Genomic DNA, 20,570 nt, shown 5'->3' on the forward strand with positions numbered 1-20,570 from the left:
CGGGCTGGGGTGTGCGCGTGACGCGGCTGACAGGGACGATGCCATGTGATCGACTTCCGCACCAGGGGTGCTTCATATCATCCGAGTGGTGAAAGGCACCCCGGCGCAGGTGAACGGAAATTGAACGGCACGCGCGGCCGGGGCGCTCGGTGGCAGGGTGAGCAGCATGGACGGTCGTGACCTGGTGCGTTCGGTGCGTGTGATCGGTTCGGGGCGGGCGGCGCGGGGGGTGCGGGCGGCGTGGCGCAGACGGCGGATCGACGCCGTCGGGCTGCCCCGGCGGGGAGCGGAGCGGGCGCGGGTCCCGGGGCGGGTGGAGGAGGCGCGGCCGGGCCCCGGTGGCGGGGTGATCCGGTTCAGCCGCTCGGAGCTGCGGATCACGGTGGCGGTGAACGGGGCGGTGTTCTGGGGCTGGGACGGGGCGGCACCGCAGCCGTCGTACGCGCTGGCGGGGGGCTGTCCCGAGCCGGATCCGCGGGCGGTGCTGGAGCCGGACACCGACGGCGGCTGGCGGGTGGTGGCCGAGCGGGTGACCGTCGTGGTCTCCCGGCACGGCGCGGTGGACGTGTGCACGCCGGGCGGGGTGGTGCTGCGGCGGGAGCTGCCGCCGCGCTGGTGGGAGCCGGTCGGCGGGGGTCCGGGGCGGTGGCTGCAGCGGTCGGAGGTGGCGGCGGACGCCCGGTTCTTCGGGCTCGGCGGGCGCGCGTCGGGCCCGCGGCTGCGGGACGGCTCGTACCGGCTGTGGAACACCGATCCGGGCGGCGCGTTCGGCCCCGGCGACGATCCGCTGTACCTGACGATGCCGGTGCAGCTGGTGGTGGCGGACGCGGGGACGCACCTGGTCTTCCACGACACCACCTGGGACGGCACGGTGGTGCTGCGCGAGGGCGAGGAGGGCGCGGGGTCCGGGCACGACCGGGCGGGGCACTGCGAGCTGCGGATGGACGGCGGTCCGCTGCGCTGCTGGGTGATGGTGGGGGCGCCGTCGCGCGTGCTGCACACCTGGGCCGCGCTGACGGGGGCGCCCGCGCTGCCGCCGTCCTGGGCGCTCGGCCACCATCACGCGCGGTGGGGGTTCGGCAGCGAGCAGGAACTGCGCCGGACCGTGGCGGGCTACCAGGAGCGGGATCTGCCGCTGGACGCCGTCCACCTGCACGTCGACCACTACGACGACCACCAGGTGTTCACCGTCGACCGGGACCGGTTCCCGAAGCTTCCGGTGCTCGCCGAGGAGCTGCGCCGGGACGGGATCCGGCTGGTGTCGGTCGTCGACCCGGCGGTGAAGGCGGTCGCGGGCAACGCGGTGCACGACAGCGGGACGGCGGTGGACGCGTTCGTGCGGGACGCGTCGGGGCGGCCGGTGCGGGGCGTGGTGTGGGCCGGCGAGTCGGTGTACCCGGACTTCACGGACCCGCGGGTGCGCGCGTGGTGGGGCGGGCTGTACGAGGAGCGGCTGGCGCAGGGGTTCGCCGGGTTCTGGCACGACATGAACGAGCCGGTGTCCTTCAACGCCTTCGGGGAGCCGACGCTGCCGCGTTCGGCCCGGCACGCCCTGGAGGGGCGCGGCGGGGACCATCGTGAGGCGCACAACGTGTACGCGCTGTGCATGGCACGGGCGGGCTACGAGGGGCTGCGCGAACTGGCGCCCGAGGAGCGGCCGTTCCTGTTCTCCCGGTCCGGCTGGGCGGGGATACAGCGCTACGGCGGCACCTGGTCCGGTGAGGTGGCGACGGGCTGGCCGGGGCTGCGGGCGTCGCTGTCGCTGGTGCTGGGGCTCGGTCTGTGCGGGGTGCCGTACTCGGGTCCCGACATCGGCGGGTTCGACGGCAGTCCCTCGCCGGAGCTGTATCTGCGCTGGTTCCAGCTCGGCGCGTACCTGCCGCTGTTCCGCACCCACGCCGGGCCGCGCGCGGGGCGCCGGGAGCCGTGGGAGTTCGGGCCCGAGGTGCTGGAGCACGCGCGGGCGGCACTACGGGAGCGTCGGCGGCTGCTGCCGTACTTCGTGACGCTGGCCCATCTGGCCCGCCGGACCGGCGCGCCCTACGTGCGGCCGGTGTGGTGGGGGGCGCCGGAGGACCGGGCGTTGCGGGACTGCGAGGACGCCTTCCTGCTGGGCGACGGCCTGCTGGTCGCGCCCGTGCTCGAACCCGGTGCCGACCGGCGTACGGTGCGGTTGCCGCGGGGCCGCTGGTACGACACGGCGACGGAGCGGGCCTACGAGGGTCCGGCTCGGGTGGTCGTGGCGGCGCCGCCGGGGCGCATACCGGTGTTCGCGCGGGCGGGCGCGGTGCTGCCCGTGCGCGGCGACGAGGGCCCGGAACTGGAGGCGTGGGCACCGGCACCCGGCCGCACCGGGGGCGGACTGGTGGTACCGGACGCGGGCGACGGCTGGGCGGAACCGGAGCTCGAACGGTACGTCGCCCGCCGGCAGGGCGGGAGCGTGGTGGTCACCCGGGAGGGAGAGGACGGGTCGAGCACCCCGTCCTGGCCGGTGCGGGTACGGGGGCTCGGGTGAGCTGGGCGGGTGCGGGAGTGCGGTGAGGCGGTGCGGGGGCCCGGGTGGGCCTGGCCGAGCCCGCCGGGCGCCCGGGCTCGGCGTGACCGGATACCGGCGCCGGCCGGCCGGGCCCAACGGGTGGCGCGGACTCGCCGGGCCGAGCGGGCGCGCGGCCCGGCCGAGCCGCGGCCGTCAGATGTAGCGGCCTTCGAAGAAGGCTCGCACCGCGGCGCTGTGCAGGGGGAAGGCCAGTTCCTCGGGCCTGCGCAGCAGATGCCGGCCGGCCGTCTCGGCGGTGGGGGCGGAGGGCGGCAGGACGTCGGCCGGGCGTTCGGGGAGCAGGCCGAACAGCAGCAGATGGCCGTCGGGCGAGCTCATGGCGTCCACGAGCCGCACGTCACGGGCGGCCGCGTCGATACCGGTCTCCTCCTTGAGCTCGCGGACGACGGCCTGTTTCCAGTCCTCGCGGTCGTCGACGTAGCCGCCGGGCAGGGCCGTGCCGCCGCGGGCCGGGTCGATGGCGCGGGTGATGACGACCAGGGCGGTGCCCTCGGTGTCGTAGACGGGCTGGAGCGCGATGGCCACGGGCAGCGGGTTGCGGTAGGCGACGGTGCCGCAGGACGGGCAGGTGCGCGGCCAGCCGGTGACGCCCTCTCCATAGGGCACTCCGCAGGTCGAACAGTGCGAGCCAGGCGCGGAGTTGGCAGTTGGTTGCTTGTTTTCGGACACGCGCGGACTGTATCCGATCACGGGAGGGACGTCTTCCGGAAGCCGTGCGGTCGGGTCTGCCCTTTTCCGGTCGTCAGTGACATATCTCTGACATTCCGTCAGCTTCGTTCGGACGGAAGGGCGAGCATGGCCGCGCACCCGGGCACCCGCGGTCGCTCGGCGGGGGCTCAGCCGGCGCAGGGCGAACTGTTCGCGCCGCCGGCCCGCCCGTCCCGGTCAACCGAGGGCAACCCGCCAACCGCCCGGCCACGCCCGCCCGTTGGCCTGCCAGGCGGTCGTCACGTGGCCAGTTGGTGGGCGGAGGGGCGGCGCATGGCGTGTTCGACGAGGTCGATGATGACCTCCTTGGCCGACTCCCGGTCGCGGGCGTCGCAGAGCAGCACCGGCACCTGGGGGTCCAGGTCGAGCGCCTGGCGGACCGCGTCGGCCGGGTAACGGGCGGCGCCGTCGAAGCAGTTGACGGCGACCAGGAAGGGGATGGAGCGCCGTTCGAAGTAGTCGACGGCGGCGAAGCAGTCCTCCAGGCGGCGGGTGTCGGCGAGCACGACGGCGCCCAGCGCGCCCTCGGACAGCTCGTCCCACATGAACCAGAACCGTTCCTGCCCGGGCGTGCCGAAGAGGTAGAGCACCAGGCCCTCGCGCAGGGTGATCCGGCCGAAGTCCATGGCGACGGTCGTGGTGTGCTTGCCCTCCACCCCGCTGACGTCGTCGACCGGGCGCCCCGCCTCGGTCAGCGTCTCCTCGGTGCGCAGCGGCCTGATCTCGCTGATCGCGCCGACCAGGGTGGTCTTGCCGACGCCGAAGCCGCCGGCCACGAGGATCTTGAGCGTGACCGGCTCGACCGGGGGCTTTCCGTGCTCAGAACGGCCGAAGACCATTCGCTTCTCCTGCTTGCTGGGGATCGGGCGACGGCCGGCCGTAGCCGCCGCCACCGGGGGTTTCGATGACGAGGACGTCGCCGGGGCCGACGTCCGTGGAGCCGCTGCCGCCGAGGTCGGTGACCGTGCCGTCGGCCCGCTCCACCCGGTTGGCGCCGAGCGCCCCGGGTGCGCCGCCCGCCATTCCGTACGGGGGCACGCGGCGGTGCTGGGAGAGGGCGGAGACGGTCATGGGCTCCAGGAACCGGATACGGCGCACGGCGCCGTCACCGCCGCGCCAGGTCCCGGCGCCGCCGCTGCCGTGCCGGACGGCGAACTCTTCGAGGCGGACGGGCAGCCGCCACTCCAGGACCTCGGGGTCGGTGAGCCGGGAGTTGGTCATGTGGGTCTGGACGACGTCGGCGCCGGGGAAGCCGTCGCCCGCGCCCGAGCCGGAGGCGACGGTCTCGTAGTACTGGTGGTGTTCGTTGCCGAAGGTGACGTTGTTCATCGTGCCGGAGCCCTCGGCCTGGACGCCGAGCGCGGCGTACAGGGCGCCGGTGATGGCCTGTGAGGTCTCCACGTTGCCGGCGACGACGGCCGCCGACGGCTCGGGCGCGAGCAGGGAGCCGGGCGGCACGATGATGTCCAGGGGGCGCAGACAGCCGTCGTTGAGCGGGATGTCGTCGGCGACCAGGGTGCGGAAGACGTACAGGACGGCCGCGTTGACGACGGCGAACGGGGCGTTGAAGTTGGTGGCGAGCTGCGCCGAGGTGCCGGTGAAGTCGATGGTGGCGCGGCGCTCGGCCCGGTCGACGCGCACCCGGACGCGGATGACGGCGCCGGAGTCGGTCTCGTAGGCGTACGCCCCGTCGTCCAGGGCGTCGATGACGCGGCGGACGGCCTCCTCGGCGTTGTCCTGGACGTGCCGCATATAGGCCTGGACGACGTCGAGGCCGAACTCGTCGATCATGCGGCGGACCTCGTCCACGCCCTTCTGGTTGGCGGCGATCTGCGCGCGCAGGTCGGCGAGGTTGGTGCGGGGGTTGCGGGAGGGGTGGGGAGCCTCGGTGAGCAGGCGGCGGGTCTCCTCCTCGCGGAAGCGGCCGTCCTCGGCGAGCAGCCAGTTGTCGAAGAGGACCCCCTCCTCCTCGATGGTGCGGCTGTGGGCGGGCATGGAGCCGGGGGCGATGCCGCCGATCTCCGCGTGGTGGCCGCGCGAGGCGACGTGGAACAGGATGCGGGGCCGCTGTTCCGGGCCCCGCGCGAGGTCGGTGTCGAAGACCGGGGTGATCACGGTGACGTCCGGCAGGTGCGTGCCGCCGTGGTACGGGTCGTTGACGGCGTAGGTGTCGCCCGGTCGCATCGCGGTGCCGCGACGGCGGATGACCTCCTTGACGCTGGTGCCCATGGAGCCCAGGTGGACGGGGATGTGCGGGGCGTTGGCCACCAGGTTGCCGTCCGGGTCGAACAGGGCGCAGGAGAAGTCCAGGCGTTCCTTGATGTTGACGGACTGGGCGGTGGACTCCAGGCGGGCGCCCATCTGTTCGGCGATCGACATGAAGAGGTTGTTGAAGACCTCCAGGAGCACCGGGTCGGTTTCCGTGTCGGCGTCGGAACTCCGCGTGACCGCCGTGCGTTCCAGGACCAGATGCCCGTCGTCGCGCACCGCGGCCCGCCAGCCGTCGTCCACGACGGTCGTCGCACTGGCCTCGGTGACGACCGCCGGGCCGGTGAGGCATGTGCCGGGAGGAAGGTCCTCGCGGCGGTGCAGGGGTACGTCGCGCCAGGAGCCGCCGGTGTGCAGGCGGACGGTCTCGGGTGCGGCGGGCCGCCCCTCGTACGGGGCGAGGGCGGACAGATCGGGGGGTGCGGTGATGCCGGTGGCCTCGACGGAAAGGGCTTCCACGACGATCGGGCGGTCGAGGATGAAGGAGTAGGTGGCGCGATGCCGCTCCTCGAAGGCGTGCCGCATGGCGTCGGGCTCGGCCAGTTCGACGGTGAGGGTGGTGTCGGTGCCGTCGTAGCGGAGCTGGGCGCGGTGGGTGACCCGGATGCGGTCCTCGGGGACGTCCTCGGCGACGAGTTCGGCGCGGGCGGCCGCCGCCAGGTCGTCGGCGGTCGCGCGGACACCGGGCATGGCGGCGGGCTCCAGCGGGGCCTCGACGGACTGCTCGCGCATGGCGGTGGTGTCGGCGAGACCGATGCCGAGCGCGGAGAGGACCCCGGCCATGGGGGGTACGAGGACGGTGCGGATGCCGAGCGACTCGGCGACCCGGCACGCGTGCTGGCCGCCCGCGCCACCGAAGGTGGTGAGGGCGTACCGGGTGATGTCGTGGCCCTTCTGGACGGAGATCCGCTTGACGGCGTTGGCGATGTTGGCGACGGCGATCCGCAGATAACCCTCCGCGACCTGTTCCGGGGTCCGCCGGTCGCCGGTGGCCTCGTGGATCTCGTGGGCGAGCGCGGTGAACCGGTCGCGGACGAGTGCCACGTCCAGCGGCTGGTCGCCGCCCGGCCCGAACACGGCCGGGAAGTGGGCGGGCTGGATGCGCCCGAGCATCACGTTGGCGTCGGTGACGGTGAGCGGGCCGCCCGCCCGGTAGCAGGCGGGGCCGGGGTCGGCGCCGGCCGAGTCGGGGCCGACGCGGTAGCGGGAGCCGTCGAAGTGGAGCACGGAGCCGCCGCCCGCGGCCACGGTGTGGATGTCGAGCATGGGGGCGCGCAGCCGGACGCCCGCGACGCGGGTGTCGAAGACCCGTTCGTAGGCGCCGGCGAAGTGCGAGACGTCGGTGGAGGTGCCGCCCATGTCGAAGCCGATGACCCGGTCGAAGCCCGCCCGCTGCGACATCCGGGCCATGCCGACGATGCCGCCGGCCGGTCCGGACAGCACCGCGTCCTTGCCACGGAACTGCCCCGCCTCGGTGAGCCCGCCGTTGGACTGCATGAACATCAGCCGCACCCCATGGAGTTCGCCGGCCACGTGGCGGACGTAGCGGTGCAGCACGGGCGAGAGATAGGCGTCGGCCACCGCGGTGTCGCCGCGGGGGACGAGCTTCATCAGCGGGCTGACCTCGCTGGACAGCGAGATCTGCGGGAAGCCGGTGCGGGCGGCGAGTTCCCCGATGGCGCGTTCGTGGGCGGGGTGGAGGTGGCTGTGCAGGCAGACGACGGCGACGGCGCGGATCCCGTCGTCGTGGGCCGCGCGCAGTTGCGGGGCGAGCGCGTCCAGGTCGGGGGCGCGCAGCACCGTGCCGTCGGCGGCGATGCGCTCGTCGGCCTCGATCACCCGGACGTAGAGCGGTTCGGGCAGGTCGATGCGGCGGGCGAAGATGCTCGGCCGGTTCTGGTAGGCGATGCGCAGGGCATCGCGGAAACCCCGGGTGATGACCAGGAGGGTGGGTTCGCCGGTGCGTTCCAGAAGGGCGTTGGTGGCGACCGTGGTGCCCATCCGGACGGCCTCCACCGGCTCCCGGGAGTCGCCGAGGAGGGCGCGGATGCCGGCGACGGCCGCGTCGGTGGCGGTCCGGCCGCCGCCCGGGCCGGACCCGGCGTGCGGGCGGCCGGGTTGGTCGGAGAGCACCTTGTGGGTGAGCAGCCGGCCGTCCGGGCGGCGCGCGACGATGTCGGTGAAGGTGCCGCCTCGGTCGACCCAGAACTGCCAGCCTGTCACGTCAGTACTCCGCTTCCGCGCCGGTCACAGCGCCCGCAGGCCGTTGATCACGTCGCGCAGAATACTCTCGTCCGGCAGCTCGGCCGGGGGCACCGGCCGGGTGACATGGACGAGTTCCGCGTGCACGAGGTCGCCGACGAGGACCCGGACCACGCCGATGGGCAGGTCGAGTTCCGCGGCGAGCTCGGCGACCGACTGCGGGGCGGTGCGGCACAACTCCACGATGTCCACGTGCTCGGGCGAGAGCGTCGGGTCCGTGTCCGCGTCCCCGGCGCCGGGCTCCGTGACGACCACCGCGATCAGGTCGAGGCGGTGCTGGGCCGCACTGGTGGTACGGCCGCGCGTCATGGCGTACGGACGGACGACCGGTCCGGCTTCGTCGTCGAACCAGTGGCTTGTCACCTGACCGTCTCCGCTCATGTCATCCCACTACCCGCCCGCGGGCAGGTCCGTACGCGGGGCGGTGCCCAGATGATCGCCGACCCGCTTGACCAGGAGCGTCATCTCGTAGGCGACCTGTCCGACGTCGGAGTCGGCGTCGGACAGGACCGCGAGGCAGCTGCCGTCCCCGGCGGCGGTGACGAACAGGAAGGCGTCGTCCAGCTCGACCACGGTCTGCCGGACGCCGCCCGCGTCGAAGTGGCGGCCCACGCCCTTGGCGAGGCTGTGGAAGCCGGATGCCACGGCGGCCAGATGCTCGCCGTCCTCCCTGGTCAGGTCCTTGGACACGCCGGTGGGCAGACCGTCGCCGGAGAGGACGACGGCCTTGCGGATGCTGGCGACGCGGTCGACGAGGTCGTCCAGGAGCCAGTTCAGCTCCCTGCTGCCCGTCGCCGTGTGGTCGGTCGCCTTCGGTGCGGTCATCGACCGTCCCCCTTAGTGGTTCCTTGTGCTGTGCCATCGCGGGCGGTGTCGCCCGTGGCGTTCTCCTCGCGGCCGCGCTGCCAGCCGCGCTGGAGCGAGGCCATACGGCTGCGGACCTCGTCGGCGTCGCGGTCGGCGGGCGCCTGTGCGCGCCCGGAGCGCCGTTCGGGGTCCTGCCTGAGCTGGTGGGCGAGGCTGGCCTGCCGGACGCGCCGGGGCAGTGCCCCCTCGCCCGGGTCCGTCGCGCCGGGAAGGGCGGTGCGGGCCGGTCCGCCGGGGGCGGTCCCGGTCCGCCGGGGCAGGGCCGGGGCGCCGGGAGTCTTGGCGGGGCCGCCGGCCGGGGCGGCGTCCCCGGCGCCCGGGAGGTCTTCGGGTTCGGCCCGCCGCCGGGCGGCCGTGGTGCGGCGGGGCAGCGGCGCGGGCCCGCCGCGCTCGGGCCGGGACGGGTTCTCGTCCCTGTGGTCCGGGTCGGTCCGCTCCGGATCCGTGGGGCCCCGGCGGCCCGGCTCGGGGCGGCGGGGGCGCCGGCCGGCGACCGGCCTGCCGTGCGAGCTGACCAGCTTGGGCGGCTGGCGCCGCGGCAGCGGGCGCGGCCCGGTCTCGCCGTCCCCCTCCCCCGCCGGGCGGTCGGCCGACCGGTCCTCGGCCGGGTCGTCGCCCCGGCCCAGGGCGCGGCGGGGACGGAACAGTCCGCCGCGCTCGCTGTCCTCGTCGGGCAGGGCGCCGGGGAAGTCGTCCAGGTCGTCGAGGTCGACGGGCGACTCCAGCTCCACGGGGCCGTCGAGCACCGTGGTGGGGGCGCCGGGCAGTTGCGCCGTGGCCCGGGAACTCCCGGTCGTGCGCCCGGGGTTGTTCGCGGCCCGGTCGAGGCGGAAGCCGATGCCGTTGGTGTCCGGGACGTCGTCGCTGAGCAGCGCGTCGGGGATGAAGACGATGGCGGTGGTGCCGCCGTACGGCGAGGGCTGCAGGGAGACGCGGACGTTCTGCCGCTGGGCGAGCCGGCTGACCACGAACAGGCCGAGCCGGTCGGTGTCGGAGAGTTCGAACTCGGGGGTCTCGGCGAGGCGGAGGTTGGCTTCGAGCAGTGCCTCGGCCGTCATGCCGAGCCCCCGGTCGTGGATCTCCAGGGTGAAGCCGTTGGCGACCCGCTCGCCGATGACCTGGACGGCGGTGTGCGGGGGTGAGAACACCGTGGCGTTCTCCAGGAGTTCGGCCACGAGGTGGGTGAGGTCGGCGACGGCCGGGCCGGTCACGGCGACCCTGGGCAGCCGGCGGACCTCGACGCGCTCGTAGTCCTCGACCTCGGCGACGGCGGCGCGGACCACGTCCATCAGCTGCACGGGGCGGCGCCACTGCCGGGAGGGCGCGGCACCGGAGAGGATCACCAGGCCCTCGGCGTGCCGGCGCATACGGGTGGTGAGGTGGTCCAGACGGAAGAGGTCGGCGAGTTCGTCGGTGTCCTCGGTCCGGCGCTCCATGGTGTCGAGGAGGGTGAGCTGCTTGTGCAGCAGCACCTGGCTGCGGCGGGCGAGGTTGACGAAGACCTCGGAGACACCGGCGCGCAGTTCGGACTGCTTGACGGCGGCCTCGACGGCGGCGCGCTGGAGGGTGTTGAGGGCCTGGCCGACCTCGCCTATCTCGTTCTTGTCGTACTCCAGGCGCGGCACCTCGGTCTCCACGTCGATCCGTTCGCCCGCCGACAGGCGGCGCATCACGCCGGGCAGCCGGACGCCGGACGCCTCGTGCGCCTCCAGACGCAGCCGGCGCAGGTCCCGGATGAGGCCACGGCCCATCCGCACGGACAGGAAGAGGGAGATCAGCAGGGCGAGCAGGCCGAGCAGGCCCGCGATCGCGGCCTGGGCGATGACCCGCATGGCGACGGGGTGGACCCGGTCCTGGAAGCGGTCGCCCGCCTGGTCGTCCAGGCTGCCGAGGTCGTCCAGGACGCTGCCCGCGGCGGAGTCCCAGCTCTGGGCGGTGACCTCGCCGGGGGTGCCGGAACCGTTGTCGACGACGGTCTGTTCGGCCAACCGCAGCGGGGCGGTGCCGGCGTTCGTCCAGAACTGCTCGTAGCGCTCGCGTTCGGCGGCGGGCAGCAGCGGCAGGCTGATGTCGTACAGCAGGGTGCGCTGGGCGACCAGGTCGGAGATCTCGCGGGTCTCCTCGCGGGTGAGCCGGCCGACGACGAGGGAGGAGCCGAGCAGGGCGTCCTCGCGGGAGAGCAGTTCGCGGGCCCGGTCGACGTTGACCAGGGCGTGGGCCTGCTTGTCCATGTCGACGTCGTCGATGCCGTCGAGGCCGCCGAGCAGCGCGTAGCAGGGGTCGATCAGCCGGTTGTACAGCTCGTACGCCTGGGCGCGGCTGGTGGTGCCGTCCTCGACGCTGTGGCGCAGCGAGTCCAGCCCGGTGAAGGCGTCCAGGACGGCGGTGAGATGTTCGCTGCCCTGGGTGCCGAGGCCGTGGCGCAGGTGCCGTTTCCTCGCGTTCTCGCGGACCTTCGCGATCGCGCCGTCGGTGGCGGTGCGGGTGCGCCGGAGCGCCGACAGGGAGTCGGAGGCGCGCGGGTCGGCGAGGTAGACGAGGGTCTGCCGGCGTTCCTGCTGGAGGACGCGGACGGTGTCCTCGGTGGGGTAGCCGATGTTCTGCATGACATCGGAGACCCGGAAGAGCTGGGCCACGTCCCGGCCCGTGACCACGGTGGCGAAGCCCCAGATGACGGTCAGGGACAGCAGCGGCACGAGAAGCAGCGCCACGATCTTCCGGCGGATCGACTTCCCGCGAAAGCGCATGGCCTCCCCCAGCTCGACCCCCGGCCGGGGGTGCGCATGTGCGTCAACAAACGGCGCGAGCCTACTACCGACGTACAGCCAACTCGAAGGCCTGTCTGGAAGGTGAACTTCCGTACCCGGGGCGGCGGAGGGCGAGTTGTCCGGGCATTGCGGGAGATTGCCACCGCGATCCGGCGGGGGTGCGCCGGGGCCGGGCGCCGGGGCGGGAAAGGCGTTGGCTGGAATTTTTCCCAGCCGGGAATCTTCGGTCGGTCTTGTTCGTCCTTCTCTACGGGAGTTGGGGGCGGAATGGGCCGGGAAGGCCCTGTCCCGTACCTCGTGCGGCGTAAATCAGCGCAAGCCGGGCAGCTAGTGGGGAGTCGGGTCTTCGGACTTCGGGGCGAGCGGTCTGCCGGCGGTGGGGAGTGACAGCGTGAAGGGCACTGCGGAGCGGCGCGAGGCGCAGCGGGAGTACCGGCCGTTGTGGGTGGAGGAGCCCGCGCGGCGGCATCCGCTGCCCGATCCGGTGCGTACGGCGGCGGTGCGGGCGCTGCTCGTCATCTCGCTGACGCTGATACAGGCGATGGTGGCCTTCCTGAGCACCATGGCCGGGTCCTGGCTGGCGTTCCCCATGGTGATCAGCAGCGTGGCGAGCACCGTGGTGGCCACCTGGGCCGTGGTCGACGTGTGGGTGACCCGCCAGGTGTGGAACCAGCGGTACGGCGTGATCTCCGAGCCGAGCAGCACCGCACGGGCGCTGCGCCGGGAGCGGCGTGCCCGCCGGCGCCAGGAGCGGGCGGCGCTGCGGGAGCAGGAGCGGATACGGCGGCGGGCCGGCAGGGAGCGGCTGTCGCATCCCTGATCCCGTCCCGCACGGACGCGGTGAGCGCGGCCTGCCCGCTGTACGGGCGCTTCGGTAGCATGGCGTTTCGCATGGCGCATCCACGAGCGCCATGCGCAACAGAATCCGGGCGGGACGACCGTCGCGTCAGGGCTTCCCGCAGATGCGGCCCGGAGCGGGCCGGCAGGTGGTGACAGCTCAGCCATGCCCCGTACACGCAACGAGTCCGGCCCCGGCGACCAGAGCGCGGCGCGCGCGGGGACCCGGGAGAGGGCGGGCGGTCGGGGAGCGGCCGGCGCGGTGCAGTCGGTGGACCGCGCCGTGAGCGTCCTGGAGATCCTCGCCCGGCACGGCGAGGCGGGCGTCACCGAGATCGCGGAGGAGCTGGACGTGCACAAGTCCACGGCGTTCCGGCTGCTCGGCGTCCTGGAGAACCGGGGCCTGGTGGCGCAGGCGAAGGACCGCGGCAAGTACTACCTGGGGGCCGGCGTCCTGCGGCTCGCGGGGGCGGCGGCGGTGCGGCTGGACATCTCCCAGGAGGGCGTCCCGGTCTGCCGCGAGGTCGCCGACGAACTGGGCGAGACGGTGAACATCGCGGTGCTGGACGACGACGCGGCCGTCAACATCATGCAGGCCCGCGGCACCGCCGCGGTGACCGCGCAGAACTGGCTGGGCCGGCGCACCCCGCTGCACGCCACCTCCAGCGGCAAGGTGCTGCTCGCGCACCTGCCGCCCACCCTGCGCGAGGGCCTGCTGGCGCGGCCGTTGCACCGGTTCACGGAGCGCACCGTCACCGGCGCCCCGACGCTGCGGGCCGAGCTGCGCGCCGTGGTGGAGCAGGGCTACGGGGTGACGCTGGAGGAGCTGGAGCTGGGCCTGGCAGCGGTGGCCGCGCCGGTGCGCTCGCACGACGGCGAGGTGATCGCGGCGATCAGCGTCTCGGGGCCGGTGTACCGGCTCGGCCCGGACCGGCTGACCGAGGTGGCCGAGCGGACCGTGGCGGCGGGCGCCGAGCTGTCCCGCCGGATGGGCTACGGCTTCTGACGAACCCGCGCGCCGGGGGCCGGTGCGCGCCCTCGCCGGCCCCGGGGCGCCGTTCCACCGGGGCTGTTCCCCTTCGCACAACCCCTCCTGCGATGCGCAACAGCGGGCGCCCGGGCCGTTCTCCCGGGCGCCCGGTGTTCACGCCGGCTTCTTGTACATCCGGGTCGCCGTGATCTCGCTGTGCACCGCCTCGCCCGCCTGCGGCTGCTGCGGCAGACCGGGCCGCAGGTGCTCCTCCACACTGATGTACTTCAGGCCCGCCCTGAGGTCCGCGTCGTTGCGCAGCCGGATGACCAGGGGGAACTCGGCGAGCGCCGTGGTGTCGAACAGGCCCGTGGTGTACAGGAGCTGGACGCCGAGGGCGTCGGAGACGGCACGCTGGAGTTCCAGGAGGTAGGTCGCGTTGGCGCGGCCGATCGGGTTGTCCAGGAACAGCGTGCCCGCGTGCCGGTGCTTGTCGCGGCCCCGGTCGTTGGAGCGCAGCGCGGCCATGGTGCAGTACAGGGCGATGGCCGCGGTGAGCAGCTGGCCGCCGGAGAAGACGTCGCCCATCTGGCCGACGGGAACCCGCTCGGCGCGCAGCACGGCGTCCGGCTTGAGGATCTCGACGGCCACGCCCTTGGGCTGGAGCGCCGCCGCGACACCGCGCAGCAGCAGCGACATGCCGTCGCGGCGCAGGTCGGAGTTCTTCTTGACGGCCGCGCGGGTGGCGTCGTCGATGACCTCGCCGAGCCGCTCGGTCAGCGTGGCCTGGTCGGGTTCCTCGAAGCGGATGCGCAGGAACTCCTGCCCCGACCACTCGCCGAGGCCCTCGGGCAGCCGGGACAGGCGCTGGGCGGAGCGCAGGGTGGCCAGCGCCGACTCCACGAGGCCGCGCAGCCGGTCCACGATCGAGTCGCGGTTGCGCTCCAGCTGGGCCAGCTCGTCGGTGAGGACGCGCAGCCGGGGCGCGAAGGCGTCCGCCCACTTCTGCGCGTGCTCGGGCAGCGCGGCGGCGGGCAGTTCGCGGATCTGCTGCCGGGCGGGGGTGCGGACCTGCTCGTATCGGGTGGAGTTGGCGTGCCGGACCAGCACGTCGCTCGCCTCGCGCACGGCGGCCTCGGCGGCGGACAGGTCGGCGGCGCAGCCGCGCAGCGAGCGGCGGGCCTCGGCGGCCGACTGCCGGGCCTCCTCCAGACTGCCCGGGTACGGCTCCGGGGCCTCCTGTTCCTCGTCGCCGGCCTGCTCGCGCAGCAGGTCGCGGAGCATCGCGGCGATCTCGTCGAAGCCGCCGGCCGCGTCCTCGGCGGCGCGGTGGGCCGCCAGGAGTTCGGCGTGGGCGTCCCGTGCCTCGGCCAACGCGGCGGTGCGGGCGGCGAGTTCACCGGTGGCGGTGCGCAGCAGCGCCTGGGCGTGCTCGGCGTCGCGCGGCTCCTGGTCCTCGGGCAGCCGGGTGTGCGCCTCACCGTCCTCGGGTGCGTGCCGCTCGGCCTCGCCGCGCAGCCGGCCGAGCTGCTCGCTCGCCGTGGACATACGGGTCTCCAGGAGCTGCACCAGCTCCTCGGCGCGGGCGGCGGCGGCCTGCCGGGACGGCCCGTCGGAGCCGTCGGGCGATTCGAGCAGCTGCTCGGCGCGGGTGCGGACCTTGTTGCTGAGCCGGTCCAGTTCGGCGCGGGCGGCACTCTCGTCGCTCTCGGCGCGGGCCTGCTCGGCACGCAGGTCGGCGCCGACACCGACCTTCTCGTACACCTGGGAGGCGGCCCGGTAGGCCTCGCGCAGCGCGGGCAGGGACGCCTTGGGCGCGTCCTCGTCCAGGGCCGGTACGTCGTCGGGGGCGCCGGCGATCTCGGAGCGCTCGGCGCGCAGCGCGCGGGCGGTACGGCGGGCGTCGTCGGCGGCGCGCTGGGCGGCGCGCCGGTCCTCGTCGGCGGCGCGGGCGCGTTCCAGACAGGTCTGGGCGCGGGCCTCGCACTCGGCGGCCTCGTCGGCGAGTTCCCGCAGCCGGGCCTGCCAGCCGGCGCGTTCGCGCAGCCGGAAGGCGAGGCCGGCGAGGGCGTCGGCGGCACGCCGGGCCTTCTGGGCGGCCTCCTGCCGTTCGTCGCGGAGCCGGGCGGCCTCGGCGGCGGCCTCCTCGGCCTCGGCGCGCGCGGTGCGGGCCTCGGCCAGCTCGGCCTCGGACTCCTCGGCGAAGGCGCGGGCCTCCTCGGCGGCGCGGGCCAGTTCGGCGAGGCGGCCCGCGGGGCAGCCGGTGCGCCAGGAGGCGAGCCGGGCGGCGAGTTCGCGGTCCTTGCCGAGCCGGGCGGCGAGCGCCCGGATCTCCTCGTCGCGCGCGGTGGCGCGGGCGCGCAGGGCCTGGCGTTCCTCGTCGGCGGCGTGCTCGTCGTGCATGGCCGGGTTCGGCGGCACCAGGAACACGCCGGTGGACTCGGTGCCCTCGGCGGGGGTCGGGGCGAGCAGCGCGGCGGCGGTGCCGACGGCCACGGCGGAGCGGGGCAGCAGGGCGGCGTCGCTCAGTGCCTCGCGGGCCCGGGCGTGGGTGTCCGGGTCGGTGATGATCACGCCGTCGACCAGTTCCGGGCGGGCGGCGAGCACCCGCGCGTGGTCGGCGGGGTCCACGGCCTGCGCGAGGTAGCGCCAGCCGGGCAGCGCGGGGATGCCGTGCTCGCCGAGGAACTCGACGGTGGCCAGCACATCGGGTCCGGGCGGCAGCAGTCCGCCGTCGCCGAGGGCGCCGAGGATGCGGGCGTCGTCGGCGGCGGCCGTGCGCAGTTCGAAGAGCTGGCGTTCGGCGGTGCTGACGGCGTCGCCCAGCAGTTCGCGCAGTTCGTCGGCGTAGCGGTCGAGTTCGGCGGCGGTCAGCGGGCCGCCGGGGGTCTCGTCCCGGTCCGCGCGGGGGCCGGCGTCGGCCTCCTCGGTGCGCTGGGCGGGCAGGCCCGCGCGGGCCGCCGTGCCGGGCAGGCCCAGCAGTTCGGCGAGCCGTTCCTCGGCGGCCAGGGAGTCGGCGAGGCGCCGCTCGGCCTCGTGGGCGCGCTCGGCGGCGGTCGCGGCGTCGGCGGCGCGGGCCGCGGTCAGCTCGGCGCGGGATTCCGCGGCGGCGGTCTCACGGGCCTGTTCGGCGGCCTTGCGGGCGGCCTCCCGGGCGGTGTCCCAGGCGGCGACCGCGCTCTTCTCGGCGTCGGCGGCGGCGAGCGCGGCGCGGGCCGGGTCGGCGTCCGGGGCGCTGTCGTCCAGCCAGCCGGCCCGGACCGCCTCGGCGGTCTCCTGCTCGACCTCGGCGAGCCGTTGGCGCAGGTGCCCGGCCTCGCTGCGGGCCCGCTGGGCCTCGGTGGCGGCGGCGGTGGAGTCGCGGTAGGCCGAGTCGCCGGCCTCCTGGAGGGCGGCGGAGCGCTCCTCCCCCTCGTTGGCCAGGTTCTCGGCGTTCTCGGCGGCGGCGTGCAGGGCGCGTACGAGGTCCACGGCGGCCTTGGCGCGGGCGGCCAGGGCGGGGGCCGCGTCCCGTTCGGCCTCCTGGATGGCGGCGGAGACGCGGGCGACGCGGTCGGCGGCGGCGCGGTGGCGCAGCACGACCTCGGCGGCCTGCCAGGCGGAGTGCAGGGTGCGCGCGTCGGCCAGCTCGCGCTTCTGCGCGGCGGCGGCCTTCTCGGCGGCGGCGAGGGCCAACGAGGCGTGCCGGTAGGCGAGTTCGGCGGCGATCAGGGAGCTGCGCTCGCGGGCGCCCTCGGAGTGGGTGACGGCGTAGGCGGCGGCGGTGACCCGCTGGGCGAGGTCGGTGGCCCGGATCCGTTCCTGGACGGCGCGCGCGGACAGCCGCCGGGCGAGGGTGCGGGTGCGGCGCTCGGCGCCGGCGTGGATGTCGCGGGCGCGGGCGCGGGCGTCGGCGGCCTCCACGATGCGGCCGAGCAGGTCGACGGAGCCGGCCGTGAAGTCCCGTTCGGCGATCAGTTCGGCGCGCCGGCCGAGCTTGTTGCCGAAGCCGCTGACGAGGTCGGCGAGGCCGTCGGTGTCCCGGGTGTCGGTGACCGCGCGCAGCAGCAGGTCGGTGAAGTCGGAGTCCTTCTTGACCGCGAAGAGGCCGGCGGCCTCGCCCTCGTCGGCGTTCATCTCCCGCTGGTAGCGGAAGAGTTCGGGGTCGAGACCGAGTTCGCCGAGGTGGTCGGTCCAGCGCTCGTGGATCTCCTCCCAGTGCACCTCCAGGTGCGGGTAGGCCTTGCCCGCCTCCATCAGGGCGTCGCGGAAGCCCTTCATGGTGCGGCGGCGGCCCTGGGCGCCCGAGGCGCCCTCGACGGGCGGCCGTACGGCGGTGGACTCGGCGACCGGGAGGTTGTCCAGGCTGAGTCCGGGGCCGGGCCGGAAGGAGTACCAGGCCTCGGCGAACCTGCGCGGGTCGTTGGAGACCTGTCGGCCGCGCCACTCGCTGACCTTGCCGACCACGACGCACTCGCCGGTCAGCACGTGCTGCCACTCCAGGGCCACGTGGCCGCAGTCGTCGGCGAGCAGGAACTTGCGCAGCACGCCGGAGCTGGCGCCGCCGAGGGTGTTGCGGTGGCCGGGCAGCATCACCGAGAAGATCAGCTTGAGCAGCACGGACTTGCCGCCGCCGTTCTCCAGGAAGAGCACGCCCGCGGGCGCGGGGCGGCGCGGCGGACCGGACGGCTCCTCCTCGAAGAACTCCGCCTGCGTGGGCGCCGGATCGGGCACGGGCTCGCCGACGCCCCGCAGGTCAAGCACGGTGTCGGCGTAGCGCGCACCGGCGGGTCCGATGGAGTAGAGGCGGACCCGGGACAGCTCGTACATGGCGGACTCTCGTAAGTCTGGTGGAGGTGCGGTCGTTCGAGGGCGCTTCGCGCGTCAGGAGTGGAACGGCAGGCCCGCGTCGGCCACCAGTTCCAGGTCGTCGGTGTCCTCGGCGGGCAGCAGGCTGGCGCTGCCGTCGGTCACCGGGACCACGCCCAGTTCCAGCAGTTCGGCCATGGCGGCGGTGCCGGCCATGTCGCGGACCTGGAGCTGGTAGCGGGCGGTGGTGCGGTAGGTGCCGCCGTTGTCGTCGCCGGTGCGCTGGAGGAAGCCGGAGTCGGTGAGGAAGGCGAGGGCCTTGGCGACGATGCCGGTGGTGGAGGAGGCGGGCCGGCGGGCGTCCTTGGTGGCGCCGGTGGCGCTGCGCCTGGCCCAGATCCGCCAGGCGGCCTCCAGGCCGGGCGCGTCGGTCGCGGGGTCGGTGTTCTCGCCCTGCTCCTCGGCGCGCTCCTCGATGCGGCGGCAGGCCTGGCGGACGAACGCGTCGACGCCGTTGACCGTGACCCGGCCGATGTAGCCGTCGTCGGCCAGGTCCTCGGGGCGGGGGAAGGCGAGGGCGGCGACGGCGAGATGGGCGAGTCCGTGCAGGAAGCGGTCGCCGGAGTCGGCGGTGGTGCGACGCGCGTAGTCGCCCATGCGGACGGCGAACACCGAGTCCTCGGCGGCGGTCACGGCCATGCCCGCGCGCGGGGACACCTCCAGGACGACGAGGCCCAGGCCGGTGGCGACGGCGTCGGCGAGCCGGGCGAACGCCGGGTCCTCGCGGTAGCGGCGCAGCAGTTCGGTGTAGTCGTGGTCGCGGGCGGGCTGGAGCTTGGGCTGGAGCCCGTACGCCACGAGCCGCGCCGCGTCCGCGGCGTCGGCGGGGGTGACGGCGGCGGTGGCCGGCGGGGCCGGGGCCTCGGTGTCACTCCACTCGACGTGCTCGCTCACGGCTTTGACTCCTTGTCGCTTTCTGACTTGCTCATGCTGCCCGGTCCGCCGCCATGCCCGCCGCGTCCAGCAGCGCCATGCCGACGATCAGGTCGGCGCCGCCGAACTCGGGGTCGTCCAGTTCGGTGCCGTCGTCCACGGCGAACAGCAGCTTCTCCTCGCCCTGCCGGTAGGCGGTGCCGACGGCGGGGCTGGCCGCGTGGACCGCCAGCAGGGCGACCAGGTAGGCCAGGTCGGGGTCCCCGGTGCGCCGGGCCTCGGCCAGCAGTCCGGACAGCCGGCGCGGGGCGTCGGCGGGCAGGTCCAGCAGCTCCATGGCGGCGGCCAGTTGCTCCTCGCTGAACCGGCTGTCGTCCGGGGTCGCGATCAGGTCGGGCTCGGGCATCTCCGCGCCCAGGTGCTCGCGCTCCACGGGCGGGGTCAGGAGTATGTCCACGAGGTCGGCTACGCGCACCGCCACCGGGGTGCGCAGGCCGGTGCCGTGCGCGAAGAAGGCGTCCGTGACCCGGGTCGCCTCCGCCACGGGCAGCGGCAGCACGGGGGCGACGAGATGGCCGTACAGGTCGATCCCGGAGGTGGCCGCGGGGGTGGCGAAGGCCTGCCGGTCCTGCTCGGCGCGGAACAGCGGGCCCGCCTCCAGCAGGCGCGACTGGAGCTGGGTGTGCCGGCGGATGCAGTCCTTGACGATGTCGACCAGTTCGGCGGCGCGCCGCTTGTGCTCGGGCTCCTCGGTCTCGTCGCGGGCCTTGCGGATGTTGGTGAGGATCGCGTTCTCGTGGCGGTAGCGGTCGGCCACGTGGTCCAGGGCCTCGGCGATCATGTCGGGCACGGCGTTGAGCCAGTCGACCGCGCGGACGTTGCGCCGGGTGGCCTCCAGGGCGCGGCGCAGGGTCTCGGAGTACTGCACCGTGCGGTAGCGGGCCTGCTCGGCGGCGAGCTGGGCGTCGGCGAGCCTGCCCCGGTTGATCAGCACCTCCAGCTTGACCTCGGCCGCGATCTGGGCGCTGGTGACGTCGGTGTCGAGGGCGCCGACCAGGACGTTGACCGCCTCGTCGGTGGTGCGCAGGTACACCGTGCCACCGGGGCCGGGGACCTCCTCGATCAGCTTGAAGTCGTAGTCGCGGCGGACATAGGTGCCGTCCGCGGCGAAGGTGCCGTAGACGGCGCGGAAGCCGCGGTCCACGCTGCCGACGTTGATCAGGTTCTCCAGCACCCAGCGGGCCACCCGCTCGTGCTCGGCGGCGGGCCGCCGGGGGGCCTGGGCGGCGATGCGCGGGATCAGCCGGGCGACGATCTGCTCGTGGTCGGCGCCGGTGTCGAAGTCCATGTTGAGCGTGACCAGGTCGATGGCGGCGAGCGCCACCTCGGCCATGCCGTACACCGAGTACTCGCCGGCGAGGCTGCCCTTGCGCGCGTCGAGGTCGTGCAGCGGCGCGGTGCAGGCGAGCGCGCGCAGCCGACGCGCCAGACCCTCGTCGGCGGCCGGGCCCGGCGCGGGGCGTGGGGCGGCGCTGAGCTGGGGCGGAGCGGGTTCCGTCGGTGCGGGGGAAGTCACGGTGCACAGACTAGGTCCTCTGTCTGACATCCACCG

At 74.7% G+C, this 20,570-nt stretch carries 12 protein-coding genes; 3 read left to right on the forward strand and 9 right to left on the reverse strand.

All coding sequences use genetic code 11. The annotated features are described in order from the left end of the window. The first annotated feature begins 166 nt into the window (after nucleotides 1-166). Nucleotides 167-2,515, forward strand: a complete 2,349-nt coding sequence (locus ACSP97_RS06970; RefSeq protein ID WP_440556792.1) for a TIM-barrel domain-containing protein — start codon at nucleotides 167-169, stop codon at nucleotides 2,513-2,515. 174 nt (nucleotides 2,516-2,689) lie between these two features. Here ACSP97_RS06970 and ACSP97_RS06975 read toward each other — a convergent pair whose 3' ends face one another. The 6 genes from ACSP97_RS06975 to ACSP97_RS07000 all read right to left on the reverse strand — a co-directional run bounded on the left by ACSP97_RS06975 (nucleotide 2,690) and on the right by ACSP97_RS07000 (nucleotide 11,409). Further along, the gene (locus ACSP97_RS06975) at nucleotides 2,690-3,226 is read right to left on the reverse strand and encodes an NUDIX domain-containing protein (protein WP_440556793.1); all 537 of its coding nucleotides are present in this window, start codon (nucleotides 3,224-3,226) and stop codon (nucleotides 2,690-2,692) included. 278 nt (nucleotides 3,227-3,504) lie between these two features. Next, nucleotides 3,505-4,104, reverse strand: a complete 600-nt coding sequence (locus ACSP97_RS06980; RefSeq protein ID WP_355525562.1) for a GTP-binding protein — start codon at nucleotides 4,102-4,104, stop codon at nucleotides 3,505-3,507. Beyond that, the gene (locus ACSP97_RS06985) at nucleotides 4,085-7,756 is read right to left on the reverse strand and encodes a hydantoinase B/oxoprolinase family protein (protein WP_440556795.1); all 3,672 of its coding nucleotides are present in this window, start codon (nucleotides 7,754-7,756) and stop codon (nucleotides 4,085-4,087) included. Before ACSP97_RS06985 ends, ACSP97_RS06980 begins: the two co-directional genes overlap by 20 nt. 24 nt (nucleotides 7,757-7,780) lie before the next feature. After that, nucleotides 7,781-8,176, reverse strand: a complete 396-nt coding sequence (locus ACSP97_RS06990; RefSeq protein WP_180332075.1) for a DUF742 domain-containing protein — start codon at nucleotides 8,174-8,176, stop codon at nucleotides 7,781-7,783. 9 nt (nucleotides 8,177-8,185) lie between these two features. Next, nucleotides 8,186-8,620, reverse strand: a complete 435-nt coding sequence (locus ACSP97_RS06995; protein WP_355150145.1) for a roadblock/LC7 domain-containing protein — start codon at nucleotides 8,618-8,620, stop codon at nucleotides 8,186-8,188. Next, nucleotides 8,617-11,409 (reverse strand): sensor histidine kinase, encoded by a 2,793-nt coding sequence (locus tag ACSP97_RS07000; protein WP_440556798.1) that lies wholly within the window; start codon nucleotides 11,407-11,409, stop codon nucleotides 8,617-8,619. Before ACSP97_RS07000 ends, ACSP97_RS06995 begins: the two co-directional genes overlap by 4 nt. Before the next feature lie 388 nt (nucleotides 11,410-11,797). Between ACSP97_RS07000 and ACSP97_RS07005 the strand changes: the two genes are divergently transcribed. Then, nucleotides 11,798-12,250, forward strand: coding sequence for a hypothetical protein (locus tag ACSP97_RS07005; protein ID WP_382075823.1), 453 nt, complete (start codon nucleotides 11,798-11,800; stop codon nucleotides 12,248-12,250). Between the two features lie 279 nt (nucleotides 12,251-12,529). Further along, nucleotides 12,530-13,273: an IclR family transcriptional regulator gene (locus ACSP97_RS07010; protein WP_382013868.1), complete on the forward strand. Its 744-nt coding sequence runs from the start codon at nucleotides 12,530-12,532 to the stop codon at nucleotides 13,271-13,273. 138 nt (nucleotides 13,274-13,411) lie between these two features. Here the strand turns inward: ACSP97_RS07010 and ACSP97_RS07015 are convergent, their stop codons facing one another. The 3 genes from ACSP97_RS07015 to ACSP97_RS07025 are packed head-to-tail and all read right to left on the reverse strand — an operon-like array spanning nucleotide 13,412 to nucleotide 20,534. After that, nucleotides 13,412-18,046: a hypothetical protein gene (locus tag ACSP97_RS07015; RefSeq protein WP_355525548.1), complete on the reverse strand. Its 4,635-nt coding sequence runs from the start codon at nucleotides 18,044-18,046 to the stop codon at nucleotides 13,412-13,414. Between the two features lie 54 nt (nucleotides 18,047-18,100). Continuing rightward, a complete protein-coding gene (locus ACSP97_RS07020) occupies nucleotides 18,101-18,979 on the reverse strand; it encodes a hypothetical protein (protein WP_440556799.1) in 879 nt (292 codons plus the stop codon). A gap of 31 nt (nucleotides 18,980-19,010) precedes the next feature. Further along, nucleotides 19,011-20,534, reverse strand: coding sequence for a hypothetical protein (locus ACSP97_RS07025; protein WP_355150135.1), 1,524 nt, complete (start codon nucleotides 20,532-20,534; stop codon nucleotides 19,011-19,013). Between the last annotated feature and the right edge of the window lie 36 nt (nucleotides 20,535-20,570).

Origin of the sequence: Streptomyces sp. SCPE 10 (assembly GCF_051980735.1) — a bacterium.
Taxonomy (GTDB): domain Bacteria; phylum Actinomycetota; class Actinomycetes; order Streptomycetales; family Streptomycetaceae; genus Streptomyces; species Streptomyces misionensis.